This window comes from Aureimonas sp. Leaf427, from assembly GCF_001425485.1.
Classification (GTDB): domain Bacteria; phylum Pseudomonadota; class Alphaproteobacteria; order Rhizobiales; family Rhizobiaceae; genus Plantimonas.
Genome location: NZ_LMQW01000008.1, coordinates 21,832 through 35,180 on the forward strand (window position 1 = coordinate 21,832; position 13,349 = coordinate 35,180).

The 13,349-nt window shown below is 65.3% G+C and carries 15 protein-coding genes; 11 read left to right on the plus strand and 4 right to left on the minus strand.

All coding sequences use genetic code 11. The features are described from left to right. Positions 1-178: 178 nt before the first annotated feature. The 11 genes from ASG62_RS07160 (at position 179) to ASG62_RS07210 (ending at position 9,372) form a co-directional block, all read left to right on the plus strand. Positions 179-760, plus strand: a complete 582-nt coding sequence (locus ASG62_RS07160; protein WP_056692312.1) for a recombinase family protein — start codon at positions 179-181, stop codon at positions 758-760. A gap of 60 nt (positions 761-820) precedes the next feature. Further along, positions 821-1,258 (plus strand): hypothetical protein, encoded by a 438-nt coding sequence (locus tag ASG62_RS07165; protein ID WP_056692315.1) that lies wholly within the window; start codon positions 821-823, stop codon positions 1,256-1,258. A gap of 155 nt (positions 1,259-1,413) precedes the next feature. Continuing rightward, a complete protein-coding gene (locus ASG62_RS07170) occupies positions 1,414-1,689 on the plus strand; it encodes an HU family DNA-binding protein (RefSeq protein ID WP_056692318.1) in 276 nt (91 codons plus the stop codon). A 5-nt stretch (positions 1,690-1,694) separates the two neighbouring features. Then, positions 1,695-2,159 (plus strand): hypothetical protein, encoded by a 465-nt coding sequence (locus ASG62_RS07175; RefSeq protein ID WP_056692322.1) that lies wholly within the window; start codon positions 1,695-1,697, stop codon positions 2,157-2,159. A gap of 49 nt (positions 2,160-2,208) precedes the next feature. Continuing rightward, a complete protein-coding gene (locus ASG62_RS07180) occupies positions 2,209-3,024 on the plus strand; it encodes a hypothetical protein (RefSeq protein WP_056692325.1) in 816 nt (271 codons plus the stop codon). Positions 3,025-3,102: 78 nt separating this feature from the next. Further along, positions 3,103-3,843, plus strand: coding sequence for a dienelactone hydrolase family protein (locus ASG62_RS07185; protein ID WP_082537080.1), 741 nt, complete (start codon positions 3,103-3,105; stop codon positions 3,841-3,843). 110 nt (positions 3,844-3,953) lie between these two features. Continuing rightward, a complete protein-coding gene (locus tag ASG62_RS07190; protein WP_244488596.1) occupies positions 3,954-5,084 on the plus strand; it encodes a helix-turn-helix transcriptional regulator in 1,131 nt (376 codons plus the stop codon). A 374-nt stretch (positions 5,085-5,458) separates the two neighbouring features. Further along, positions 5,459-6,319, plus strand: coding sequence for an efflux RND transporter periplasmic adaptor subunit (locus ASG62_RS07195; RefSeq protein ID WP_162246003.1), 861 nt, complete (start codon positions 5,459-5,461; stop codon positions 6,317-6,319). Then, positions 6,316-7,035, plus strand: coding sequence for an ABC transporter ATP-binding protein (locus ASG62_RS07200; RefSeq protein ID WP_082537082.1), 720 nt, complete (start codon positions 6,316-6,318; stop codon positions 7,033-7,035). Before ASG62_RS07195 ends, ASG62_RS07200 begins: the two co-directional genes overlap by 4 nt. Then, positions 7,032-8,171, plus strand: coding sequence for an ABC transporter permease (locus ASG62_RS07205; RefSeq protein WP_056692342.1), 1,140 nt, complete (start codon positions 7,032-7,034; stop codon positions 8,169-8,171). Before ASG62_RS07200 ends, ASG62_RS07205 begins: the two co-directional genes overlap by 4 nt. Before the next feature lie 4 nt (positions 8,172-8,175). Continuing rightward, positions 8,176-9,372 carry an ABC transporter permease gene (locus ASG62_RS07210; RefSeq protein WP_056692345.1) on the plus strand — a complete coding sequence of 399 codons (1,197 nt, stop codon included), beginning with the start codon at positions 8,176-8,178 and terminating at the stop codon, positions 9,370-9,372. Positions 9,373-9,459: 87 nt separating this feature from the next. Here ASG62_RS07210 and ASG62_RS07215 read toward each other — a convergent pair whose 3' ends face one another. From ASG62_RS07215 to ASG62_RS07230, 4 genes are all read right to left on the minus strand, one after another. Next, positions 9,460-10,101 carry a recombinase family protein gene (locus ASG62_RS07215; RefSeq protein WP_056692348.1) on the minus strand — a complete coding sequence of 214 codons (642 nt, stop codon included), beginning with the start codon at positions 10,099-10,101 and terminating at the stop codon, positions 9,460-9,462. Positions 10,102-10,387: 286 nt separating this feature from the next. Further along, on the minus strand, positions 10,388-11,398 hold the full coding sequence (locus tag ASG62_RS07220; protein WP_056692353.1) for an ABC transporter ATP-binding protein: 1,011 nt from the start codon (positions 11,396-11,398) through the stop codon (positions 10,388-10,390). Positions 11,399-11,428: 30 nt separating this feature from the next. After that, positions 11,429-12,274, minus strand: coding sequence for a carbohydrate ABC transporter permease (locus ASG62_RS07225; RefSeq protein WP_056692358.1), 846 nt, complete (start codon positions 12,272-12,274; stop codon positions 11,429-11,431). Between the two features lie 3 nt (positions 12,275-12,277). After that, positions 12,278-13,144 (minus strand): carbohydrate ABC transporter permease, encoded by an 867-nt coding sequence (locus ASG62_RS07230; protein WP_056692361.1) that lies wholly within the window; start codon positions 13,142-13,144, stop codon positions 12,278-12,280. Between the last annotated feature and the right edge of the window lie 205 nt (positions 13,145-13,349).

The following is a 13,349-nucleotide window of genomic DNA, read 5'->3' on the forward strand; positions in this document are numbered from 1 at the left end:
ATCCGATACCGCGTGAAAGCGGAAGGACCGCTTCGGCGTGCGCAGCTCCCTTCTTTTTGTCTCTTAAACGACCGTTTTCGCGACAATCCCAGTGCTCACAACCGGCCTCAGGAAAACCAGACTGCGCGCTGTCGTAGATCCGTGTTGCATAATCACCATCCTTAGATGATGATCAGACATGAGTTCTGCGACAAAGCTTGGCTATGCCCGGGTCTCCACCGAAGACCAGCGCCTCGACCTCCAACGCGATGCGCTGCTAGCCGCCGGATGCAGCCGCATCTTCGAGGACAAAATATCAGGAGCACGAACGATCCGGCCCGGTCTCGACCAGGTGCTCTCTCATCTGCGCGCTGGCGATACGCTCGTCATCTGGCGCCTTGATCGCCTTGGGCGAACGACCCATCAGCTCGTCGGTCTGCTCGAGCAATTCGAACGGGATGGCATCAAGCTGCAATCGCTTCAGGACGGGATCGACCCTTCCACCGCGCTTGGACGCGCCATGCTCCAGATCGGCGCGGTCTTTGCGGAGATGGAACGCAACCTCATCCGCGAGCGGACGAAGGCAGGGCTGTCGGCGGCCCGTGCCAGAGGACGGCTCGGTGGACGCAAGCCGAAGATGGATGCGGCCATGCTCGACACGGCCAGGCGCCTGATGAAGGATCCCGATCTCACCATGGCGGGAATCGCCGAGCGGCTCGGCGTCAATCGGTCAACCCTCTACCGAGCGCTCGATCGCAAGACGACGGGGCAGACCAAGTAGGGCAAGGCGGCTTGGCCGGTGCAGACTGGCAAGACAGGGAACGGGGGAAGCGGGAGGACCATGCCGATCAAGCCGGAGCTGCGTGGGTTCTATCCGATCGACTGGCGCGAGCTCTCCCATTCGGTTCGCTTTCGCCGGGCCAAGGGCGCCTGTGAACGCTGCGGTCGCCCACACGGCAGGATCGTCTGCGTTCTGGCGGACGGCCGCTGGTTCGATGAGGACCGTAGCCAATGGCGCGATGGGCGGGGCAAGCGCGTTCGCACGAACATCGGCGCTCCCGCAGAGTTACCCGAAGGCTTTGGTCATCGCTCAACGAAGGTCGTGATCGCCTGTGCTCATCTGAATCACGACGTCGCCGACAACGCGGGGGGCAATCTCGCCGCGCTCTGCCAGCGCTGTCACATGATCCATGATCGGCCGCATCATCTCGCCCGACGCCGCATCACCTACCTCATGCGGCGCGCGATCGGAGACCTGTTTGCCGGGCCATACCGGTAGCGGCCAGCTCGAAACCGCGGCCTACGCCTTCATCGAGAAGAGCGTGGGCAACGACCGTTCAGGTCCTCCATGGCCTTCCACCTTGCTCATGACCGTGGTCAGACGGTATGCGCTCGCTTGGCAAAACGACGACGCGAACCACCTAGGAGCCGGACGTGAACAACAGTGATATCGCGGTCCTGGTGGCCGAGCAGCATTCCATGTCGAAGGCTGACGCCAAGGCGATCGTCGAGACCGTCTTCGCAGCCCTATCGGACGCAGCAGCGCGCGATGAGGAAGTCTCCATCAACGGGTTCGGAAAGTTCAAGGTGAAGGAAAGCGGACCTCGCGAAGGGCGCAATCCCTCCACGGGTGAGACCATTCAGATCGCGGCATCCAAGAGGCTGGGCTTTGTCGTGGCCAAAGCGTTGAAGGATCGCCTGAAGGGCTGATCGCGATGAACGAACGATGGCTTGTCGAGGATCTGATCCTCGTCGGCCTGCTGAAAGTCGTGCAGCAGGGTGCAACCCTGCTCGGCTCTGCCAAGATTGACGCCGCCGAGCATCTTCAAACGGCAACCCGCGAACTCATCGATCAAGCACCGCCGAATGCTCGCCCGAAGATCTTGCGGCGGGTTCGATCGACGGCTCGCCGATGCGTAAGCCCCTGCGTCACCAAGGAAACGCCCATCGCCACACTCGGTCTTGCCACGTTCCACCTGCTACAGCACCTTGTTGACGAAGGTTACGTCTCCGTCGGCACATCAAGCCCGCTATCAGCAGCGCTGGATATCATCCTGCCCGCCCTTGAGCCGGCGGCCAATGACGAGGAGCAAATGGCTGTAAGCCGGACGACCGCGATCGGCATCTTCGACAACCTGCATAAGGAGGGGCTTTTCCGCGACGTCGTGCCGTTGGGGTGAGCAGTCGGGATATCCTTGTCACTGGGCACATAGGATACAGTGATCCCCAATGTTTCTGGCGCTTTCTCCGGACCCCAAGCTGTCGGCCTTCGTGCGCACCTATATCCTTGTACAGGATCTGCCGGGCAAGCACGCTGGGCAGCCCATTCGCACCAGCCCGGTTCCCCTTGCGGTTCTTTCCGTGAATATAGGTCGGCCGAACGCGGCCGAAGACGGGTCTCTCGTGCCCCGCGTGTCCCTCCTCGGCCTGCAGTCGCGCGCCCGCTTATGGCGCTCCGGGAGTGAAACCTGTTTCGTCATGGTCCTGCTGACCATTCCGGGCATCCTCCGCTTGTTCCCCGGTACCGGCGCCGGGTGCGCCGACGCGCTTCTCGATCTCGGGGCGCTGACGGGCGACACGATTGCAGGATCGCTGTCGAGGGATGTCGACGCGGCCAATGAACCGATTAAGCTGCGTTTGCAGCTCGATCGTTGGTTGATGACGAGAATGGCGGCCACGGCGCCCACCGCGAATGCAGGACGGATTGCGGCGGCCCACGATGTCTTGCGCTGGAGTGGCTCCGTCGAGACCACGGCGCAAACGGTCGATACCACACGGCGGCAACTCCATAGATGGTTCGTTCCGCACCTCGGGATTGGGCCGCAGGAGCTTGCCGACCTCGAGCGGCTGCATGCGAGTCTTCGCAGCGTTCAGACCGGAGAGGGTGACCCCGTCATGGGCTTCAGCGATCAGGCTCACCAGATCCGATCCTGGCGCAGACGGCTGAACGTGACGCCGGGCCTTTATTGCAGAACCGAGTTGTCGCCGATGGCGGCCTCCTTGATGTCGAGCGATGCCGCCATTGCTGCCGGTTACTACCTTTGAGACCCTTGTCCCAATCCTTCAATACGAGATCGGCGCCGCAGCCCATGATCCAAGAGAACTCGGATCGAAGGCATCGTCATGACCCGCGGCACTCCTATGTTTCGAACGCGAGCGATCCACTATTCGGACGGTGAAACACGCTTCGAGGGTCACGTTGTCATCCAGCAACCGGCGTCCGGGAAAACGCCCTGTATCGTCCTCCTACACGACTGGAGCGGCTTGACCGAGCCGACGATGCGCCTTGCTGAACGCTATGCCGGCCTCGGCTGGATCTGCATCGCGCTCGACCTTTACGGAGAAGGCGTGCGCGGCGATCCGCTTGGCGACAATTCGGCGCTGATGAACCCGCTGATGGAAGATCGCGCCCTCCTGCGCCGCCGCCTCATGGCAGGCTTTGATGCGGCATGCCGTTTCGAGGGCGTCGATGAAACGCGCATAGCCGCCATCGGCTATTGCTTCGGCGGTCTTTGCGCGCTCGATCTGGCGCGCGCAGGCCCTGCAAACCTCAAGGCCGCGATCAGTTTCCATGGCGGGCTCCAGCCCCCCGCCTTCGCAGATCAGCCGGCGATCGGCGCCAGCATCCTACTGCTGCATGGCTGGGAAGACCCGATCGTCCCGCCCGCCGATGTTCTGGCCATCACCAGGGAACTGACGGATGCGCGAGCCGACTGGCAGCTTCACGTCTACGGGCATGCGCGACACGCGTTCACCTTCGAAGGTGCGAACGCGCCCGAAAGAGGCGTCGTCTACGATCCGATCGCCGATGAAAGGTCCTGGGCAGCCATGCGATCCCATCTCGATGCCGCCCTCCATCACTGAAGCCGCGGCGGCTTATTCGAACAAGAAAGCCTAGAGAAGACGTTACACGCCCGCAGCATGAGGCGCGCAACTGCGCCTGTTCTGTGAAAAAAGGGCAGAAGCATCCGCATGTGGTAACGTTCGCCATGCCGTCGATCCCGCTTCCCTTCGTCGTGTCGCTTGTCCTCTGCCTTGTCCTCGTCCGGATGATACGGGAGGGTGAAGGGCGGCTGGGATTGTTTCCCCTGCTCGTTGTGACCTTCGCGCTCCAAGGCGCTCTGTCGGGCGCGAGTTGGAGCTTCGGGTGGCCTCCGGCACGCGCCGTGCAGCCGATCCTGGCCGCGGTTCTGCCGGCGCTTTCCTTCGTCGCCTTCGATCAACTTCGGCACGGACCCACTGCGGCACCCTCCCAGCTCTGGCCGCATCTGGTGCCGGCGGTCATCGTGGCCTGCCTCGTCGTCGTTTGGCGCGAGCCGATCGATCTCGTCCTCTTTGCCGTCTATCTCGGCTATGGGCTCACGCTGCTGCACACCGCCCGGAAGGGCCCGGGGGCGCTCGCGGCGACGCGGTTCGGCGACGAACGGGCCGCGCACAAGGCGCTTCTCGCCATCGGGATCGTCCTCGTCGCGAACGCCTTCATCGACGCCGCCATCTCGCTGGATCTCGCCTTCGGCGACGGTCACCAGGCCATGGCGATCCTCACGGCGGGGAGTGTCCTGTGGCTGGGGGTCGCCGGCTATGCCGCGACGATCGCGGATGCCAGCCGTCCAGGCCCCGCAGGCGATGTTCCGGAGCACCTGCCGGAGCGCGTAGCCTCCGCGCCAACCACTCGCCCACCGCCCGTCCTTCCGGCGACGGAGATGGACGCAGGTCCCTTGGCGGCGGACACTGTCGTCCTCCGCAGGGTCGACTCGCTCATGACCGAACAGCATCTCTACCGTGACCCCGACCTTACCCTGGAGCGCCTCGCACGGCGTGCCGGCATCCCGGCCCGGCAGATTTCCGGCGCCTTGAACCGCATCCAAGGCCGCAACGTCTCCCAGGTCGTCAATGCCTACCGCGTGGACGAGGCGCGTCGCAGGCTCCTCGCGACGAACGAGCCGATCACGACGATCCTCCTGGAATCCGGCTTCGGCACGAAGTCGAACTTCAACCGCGAGTTCCTGCGCGTCACCGGCCTGACGCCGAGCGCCTATCGCCGGACCGGCGGCACAACGCCCGGCGAGCCGGCGGCGCGGACCGTGGCGCCCGAAGCGCCCTGATCGGTTTCGAAGGCGTCGGCGAAGGCCTCGGACGTCCTCGATCATGATTCTGCACGTCCAAGATCGCGTTCCGGGGCGAACCGACCGGGCCTTGCGTCCGATGTGGGGGCATGAACGCTCACGCCCACCCCGATCCGCTCGCCGCGAGCCGGCCACTTTCCGAAGCTTTGGCGTCGTTGTCTCTCGCGCCGGTTGCGGCGCGGCCGTCCCCGCGAAGCCGTCGCTCATCGCGCGCTCTGGTTCGCGCCGGGGCGGTCGTGCTCCTGACGATTCTGGGAGCGGCCGCCGCCGTTCCTCTTATGGGCGAGGTTTCTCTTGTCGGCCTGTTCTCTCCAGGTAAAGGTCTCGAAAGCGATTCCGCCGGGCCGATGCCGATGGGGGAAGCGGCCCAACCTCCCCTTGCGACCCTCGCGCCGCCGCAACGCCATGTCGCCGGCTCCGGCCATGTCGTGGCGCTCACGCAAGTGGCGGTGCAGTCCCGGCGCGGCGGAACGATCGTCGAGCTGGTCGCCGACGTCGGCGACGCCGTCACGGTCGGGCAGATGCTGCTCCGGCTTGACGCCCCCGACCTTCGCTTCGCGCTTCGCGCGACGGAACTGGCGCGCCGGCGAGCCGAACTCGCGCTTGCCGCCCGGCGCCTCGATGCCGCAGACGCAGAGGCCCTCGGTCGCCGAATGGCAGCGCTCGCCGAGAGCGGCACGGTCAACGGGCAGTCGGCGCGCGATGCCGGGACCGCCGCCGAGCGATCCGCCAATTTCGTCGATCAGGCCGCTGAAAGCCTCGCTGAGGCCGAACTCGCCGTATCGAAGGCGCGGCAGGCAATCGACGAGCTGACGATCCGCGCCCCGATCGCGGGCGTCGTCAGCGTTCGAGCCGCCAATCTCGGCGAGATGATCCTTGCCCAGGTCGATGCCCGCGACGACGCATTGCTCTTCACCATCACCGATCCAGCTCGGCTCGCCGTCGATATCGACATTGCCGAGACCAACGTCGCTGCCGTGCAACCGGGTCTGAAAGGTGAAGCCATCCTCGACGCTTACCCCGACCGCCCCTTCGCGGTGATGGTCCAGCGCGTCGCCCCCGTGGCATCGGCCGAGCGCGGCACGCTCGCCTTGCGCCTCGCCATCCTCGATCCGCCCGTCGGCATCCGTCCGGCCATGGCCGTGCGGGTCAGCCTCTTCCTCGACGCGCCGACCGCCGCCGGCGCGATCACGTCCAACATCACGGGACCATGACCATGCCACCTTCGAACGACGAGCGACCCTTCATCCGGCTTGCCGGCATCACCAAAAGCTACGGCCGGGGGGAGGATCGCATTCCGATCTTCTCCGGCCTCTCGCTGAAGATCCCACGCGGCGATTTCGTCGCGATCATGGGCCCGTCCGGCTCCGGCAAGTCGACGCTTCTCAATATTTTCGCCGCGCTCGACGGCGTGGAAGCCGGCCACGTCTCGATCGACGGCTCGAACCTTTCCGCGATGAAGGAAGGCGCGCGGGCACGTTGGCGAACGGAAACGCTCGGCATCGTCTTCCAGTTCTACAACCTCCTGCCCATGCTGACCGCTGCCGAGAACGTCGAGCTGCCTCTTCTGCTGAAGCCGCTTACCCGACGCGAGCGGCGCGAGCGGGTGGCGACCGTACTCGGCCTCGTGGGACTCGGCGAACGGGCGCGACACTATCCCCGCGAGATGTCCGGCGGGCAGCAGCAGCGCGTCGGCATCGCGCGAGCGATCGTCACCGATCCGTCGCTTCTTCTCTGCGACGAGCCGACCGGCGATCTCGACCGTCGCTCGGCCGACGAGGTGCTGGAGATGCTCGGGCTGCTCAACCGCGATCTCGGCAAGACGATCGTGATGGTGACGCACGATCCCGCCGCCGCAAAGGCGGCGAAGCGGACGCTCCACCTCGACAAGGGCGAGTTTCGGACCGACGACGGGGCAGGCGACCGATGAGCTTCCTCCGCTTGATGCGCCGCAACGCATGGCGCAAACCGCTGCGCACCATCCTGATGATGCTGTCCGTCGCCGTCGCCTTTCTCATCTACGGGCTTGGCCAGGGGTTTCTGGCGGGATCGCAGGGCGTCGGCGGGGCGAACGAGGACCGTCTCGTCGTCCAGAGCCGAAACGGCCGCGCGCAGCCGTTGCCCGTCGCCCATCTCGCCCGCATCGCCGCCGATCCGGATGTCGCTGGCGTCGCGGGCTCGGCCCGCATCCGCGGCTTCGTCGGGTCGCAGACGAACGTCGCCGTCGCGAGCGCCGTCGAACCCGGCGCGATGGCCGCGATCATGGGGGACGAGCTCGCTCTGACGCCCGATTTGCTCGATGGACTCGACGGCGCCCGTGACCGCGTTCTCGTCGGCCGCGCGCTAATGGAGGCGCAAGGGTGGCGGATCGGGCAGCGCATCGCGCTGACGCCCTTCCAGGTGGCGCGGGCGGACGGAGCGAACTGGAGCTTCGAGATCGCCGGCGTCTTCGATGGCGCGCGGCCGGACGTCGATACGTATTTCATGCTGGCGCGCTACGACTACGTGAACGCCGCCCGCGCCCGCGACAAGGATACGGTGGACGGCATCCTCGTCGATCCGCGCCCCGGCGTCTCGCCCGGTGCCCTCGCGGCGAAGATCGATGCGGCCTTTCTTTCCTCCGCCGCCCCGACGCGAAGCCAATCCGAGAAGGCCTTCCTCGAAGCCCTCATCCGGCAGATCGCGGATTTCGGCCTGATCGTCACGCTCGTGACCTCGGCGGCCTTCGTCACGATCCTGATGATCGCCGTCAACACGATGGTCTTCGCCATCCGGGAGCGAACCTTCGAGATCGGGGTCCTCAAAGTGCTCGGCTTCTCCGGCTCTCGGATCCTCGGTCTCGTGCTCGGCGAGACGCTGCTCGTCTTCCTCGCCGGCGGAGCGATCGGCCTCGCGCTCGCCAAGGCCGCCTCGCTCCTCATGGGGCCGGAGATCGGGCTCGCCCTGCCGCCGCTTCTCATCGGGAAGACGATCCTCGTGCTCGTCGCGCTCGGCCTTCTCGCGGGACTCCTGCCCGCGGGGATCGCGATGCGCATTCCCACCATCCGTGCCCTTCGCTCGAGGTAGTGTCATGTCCACGGTTCCCCGGCAGATCCTCGTCCTCACCCGCGCATCCCTGGCAGGCATGCCGCGTCGTGCGGCCGTCTCGCTCTCCATGGTGCTGTCGATCGCGCTCGTCGTTGCCGTCCTCGTCGGCTTCCTCGCCATGGCGGCCGGGCTCGGCAGGACCACGAATTCCGGCGGATCGCCAAGCGTCGCGGTGATCCTCGGTGGCGGCAGCACGCTGGAGATCGCCTCCAGCGTGGTGCCCGAAGCGGTGCGGAACCTGGAAACCCATGGGCGACAAGCGGGCATCGCTTCCGATGCCAACGGTCGTCTTCTCGTCTCGCGCGAGATCCTCGTGCCCGTCGAGGCGTCCGCACCCGATGGAGCCGCTCAAACCGTTTCGCTTCGCGGCATGGACGCGGCAGGCTTGGCGCTGCGCGATGGCGCCGCCATCACGGGCCGTGCTTTCGCTCCCGGTTCGCACGACATCGTCGTCGGCGCGCGCCTCGCCCAAGATCTCGGGGGCCTCGGTCCGGGCGGCACGATCCGCCTTGGGCCGGTCGACTGGACCGTTTCCGGCATCGTCGCAGCGGGCGGCGGCTTGGCCGAGTCCGAGATCTGGGGGGATCTGACCACCGTCCGGGCGGTCTTCGATCGCCAGGGCGAAATTCAGACGGTGCGGCTTCGCCTCGATGGACCGGACGCTCTGGCCAAACTTCAAAGTGCGCTACCGAACGCCTCTGCGACACCGCTCGCGGCCATGACGGAGGCGAGCTTCCTCGCCGGACAGTCCGCGCGCACGGAGTGGCTCGTCACGCTGTTCGGCTGGCCGGTCGCGCTTCTCATGGCGATCGGGGCTGCGGCCGGGGCCTTGAACACGATGATGACGTCGGTCTCCGATCGCGCATCCGAAATCGCCACGGTCCGCGTCCTCGGCTTCAGCCGTCGCGCCGCCTTCACAGCCACGTTCGCAGAAGCCATCCTCCTGTCGTTCGCAGGAGCCGTGCTCGGCGCGTTCGCCTCCTGGGGGCTTCTCGACGGCTGGCAGAGCTCGACGCTCGGCGCCAACGAGACGCGCGTCGCCTTCCAACTGGCCGTCACGCCCGCCGTGCTTCTTCAAGCCGGATGGCTCGCACTCGCCATCGGCGGCATCGGCGGGGCCCTGCCGGCTTACGCCGCAACCCGGCTGCCACTCGTCTCAGCGCTCCGGCAGAACGGGTGAGAAGCTGATGATGGCTAAGCAGCGGACCCTTAACCTCGCACTGGGATCTGTATCCTATAGCGCCTCTTACCCCGAAGGCCCTTGGGCTTACACGTTCACTTCCGCCTCCTGGATCGTTCGAGGCGCCGTTCGCTTCGCGATTTTCGCGACCGTCGCCCGCGAACACCCGAAGGCCTGCTGAACGGCGCTCCAGGACGAGCCGCCCTTGAGCATGGCGGCGATACCAGCGTTGCGTTGGGTGTCCTCGGGGCGTCCCTTATAGCCCCCGGCCGCCTTCGCCCGCTCCTGGCCCTGAGCTTGGCGGCGGCGGCGATCCTCGTAGTCCTTGCGCGCGACCGCCGCGAGAACGTCGAGCATCATGCCGTTGACCGCCGCGAACATGCGCCCGGTGAACTCGTCGGTAGGTGCGGTCAGCATCCAGGAGGCTGGAAGATCGAGCGCGACGACGCGGACCTGGCGCGTAGCCAATTCAGCGCGCAGCAGTTCCCAATCGGCGGAGGTCAGGCGGGAAAGCCGGTCCACCTGCTCGATCAGGAGCACGTCGCCTGGATGGCTGTCGGCGAGAAGGCGAAACAGTTCGGGACGGGCAAGCTTGGCGCCGCTCTCGTTCTCGACGTAGTAGGCCGCGACCCGCAGGCCCCGCTCTTCAGCGAAGGTCCGCAGCTGATCACGTGCCCGGTTCGCATTCTGGTCGTCAGTGGATGCGCGGAGATAGGCACGGACGAACACGAGAACCCGCTATGGTCTGTTTTGCATGGTGCACACCATGCCGGTACAGTTTGGATCGGTCAAGACGCTTCCTGAACCACCCCTAACGATGGTTCAGTTCAGGCATACCTAAAACGAATGCCACGCCACGTAAGCTAGCCGGTTTAGACTACGTATCCCGACAGTCTTCCTCCATCAGCAGGGTGACCCTCCAGACGCTCGCAACCGTGAATCTACTCGACTCCACTCCGAAAGGCGGTGCCGCCGCTCAAGAACAGCAATGTTCGAGCCGGAACCAACAATACTTTCAATTTCGAGCTGCCACCTGCAGACCTGTTCGATCGAACCGATGCACGCGTCCGGCTTCCGGCGTGAGATAAATCGGATCGCCGTGCGACACGCGATAGTCGCCGTGACCACGGGCCGTGACCTGTCCGCCATTGTCGAGATGGACGTGGATGAACGTGTCGGACCCGAGATGCTCGCAGACACCGGCGGTTCCTTTGAACTCGCCGTTCCGATCGGAGATCGCGAGATGCTCGGGTCGGATGCCGATCGTCGCGGCCCCGTGCTTCTCGGCCGCCTCGCCCGACAGGAAGTTCATCTTCGGCGAACCGATGAAGCCGGCGATGAAGAGGTTGGCCGGGCGGGCATAGAGCTCCAGCGGCGAGCCCACCTGTTCGACCTTGCCCTTGTTGAGCACCACGATCTTGTCCGCCATGGTCATGGCCTCCACCTGGTCGTGCGTGACGTAGATCATCGTCGTGCCGAGCTGCCGGTGAAGCTCGCTGATCTCCAGCCGCATCGCCACGCGAAGCGAGGCGTCCAGGTTCGACAGAGGCTCGTCGAAGAGGAAACCCTTGGGGCTGCGCACGATCGCCCGCCCGATCGCCACTCGCTGGCGTTGCCCCCCCGACAGCTCGCCGGGACGGCGCTCCAGGTAATCCGTCAGATTGAGCGTCGCGGCGGCGGCAAGGACCTTCCGGTCGATGACATCCTTGGCGTCGCCCGCCATCTTCAGCGGGAAGCCGATATTGGCACCTACCGTCATGTGGGGGTAGAGCGCGTAGGACTGGAAGACCATGGCCAAGCCGCGCCCGGCCGGTGGCACATGGGTAACGTCGCGGCCGTCGATCGAGATCGTGCCGTTCGACGTGTCCTCCAGCCCCGAGATGATGCGCAGGAGCGTGGACTTGCCGCATCCGGACGGGCCGACGAAGACCACGAATTCACCATCCACGATCTCCAGGTCGAGTCCCGGGATGATGACCGCTTCGCCGAAGCGTTTGGCCACACTTTTCAATTGGATCGATGCCATCCCGTCGTCCTTGGTTTTGGAACCGCGCTCTCAGCCCTTGACGGCGCCGTTCGAGAGCCCTTCCACGAGGAAGCGCTGGAGGTAAACGAAGCCGATCGCCACCGGCACGACCGCGAGGACGGAGGCGGCGGTGAGCGCGCCCCAGTCGGTCTGGTGCGAGCCCTTGAAGATCATGATGCCGGGCGTCAGCGTGCGCCGCGCATCCTCGTTGATCAGCACGTAACCGAACATGAACTCGTTCCAGGCGGCGATGAAGGCGAAGACGGCGGTCGCCAGAATGCCGGGACCGGAGAGGGGAACGAGAATGCGGACCATGAAGCCGAGGCGCGAGCACCCGTCCATCTCGGCCGCTTCTTCCAGCTCGCGCGGGATCGCGTCGAAGAACCCCTTCAGCATGAAGGTCACGAGCGGGATCATGAAGGTGCAATAGACGATGATCAGCGCGGAATAGGTGCTGAGCAGCCCGAGATTGCGCATGAGGACGTAGAGCGGGATCAGGAGGAGAACGCCGGGGATCATCTGCGAGACGACGAGCGCCGAGCCGACGAGGCGCGTCACAGAAAGATGCCCCCAGCGGCTGAGCGCATAGGCCGCGAAGATCGAGATCACGAGCGTCAGGAGAGTGGAGGCCACCGCTACGATGACGCTGTTGCGCATGTAGGTCATGAAGGAGCTGTCGAAAACGACCTTCTGGAAGTTGGCGAGCGTCGGGGCGGCGATCCAGAAGGTCGGATCGGTGCTCATCACCTCCGATGCCGGCTTCAGCGCCGTGTCGAGCATCCAGAGGAAGGGAAACAGGCAGAAGACCGAGAAGAGGACGAGGACCGCGTAGGTGAGGGCGGTCGCGGCGAGGCGGTGGCGTTGCGACGTGACCATGGTTCAGCGCAGTCCCCGGCTTTGTTTGGCATAGAAGTAGACGAAGAAGATCGTGGCCATGAACGCCATGGACATGGAGGCGAGCGCGCAGGCGGCGCCGACATCGAAGTCCTGCATGGCATATTTGTAGATCATGATCGGCAGGGTCTGCGAGGCATCGAGCGGCCCGCCTTGCGTCATCACCCAGATGAAGTCGAAGTTGATCGCGGTCCAGACGACGTGGATGAAGATCAGCGTCAGCGACACGACTTTCAGATGCGGAAGGGTGATGACGAAGAAGCGGCGGATGGTGCCGGCCCCGTCCATGGCCGCGGCCTCGTGCAGGTCGCGCGGCACCGCCATGAGGGCGGCCAGCAGGCTGATCGTGTAGAAGGGGAAGGAACGCCAGATGTTCACGAAGGTGACCGTCAGGAGGGACGTGTCGATGCCGCCAAGCCAGTCGCGCGGCCTGTCGAGAAGGCCGATGTCGACCATCCAGGTGTTGAGGATCCCGTAATCCGGGTTCAGGAGCCACATCCAGTTGACGCCGGCGATCGCGATCGGGATTACCCAGGGAATGACGACGATCGCCCGGAAGACCGCCCGGCCTCTGATCGGCTGCGCGAGAGCCAGCGCCGAAGCCAAGCCCAGAGCATATTCGCCCGCGACCGACAGGACCGTCCAAACGACCGTGTTGGCGAGGGCGGGCAGAAAAGCCTCGTCGTCGAGAATGGTGCGGAAGTTGTCGAGCCCGGCGAACCCGACCGTCAGGGGATCGACGAGATTGACGTAGTGAACGCTCTGCCAGACGACGCTGACGAGCGGCCAGGCGATCAAGAGAAGGAGAAGCAGCCCGGTCGGCGCCAGGAACAGAGCCGCGATGCCCCTCATGCTCGCTTTGGCGGATTTCGATCGCCGTAGACCGGCGTCTGACCGAAGGGGAACGGCGGCTTCCGTTGCGGACATGAGACTTGGTCCTTCTCGGGCGGTGGTGCTGCAAACCGATGAACCTGATCATCCGACGCGTCGACAGGGGCCGCTTGCGCTCCTGCTCACGGGGGTTGGATCATCGACGCTTCTCGGGCTGAAGGATGCT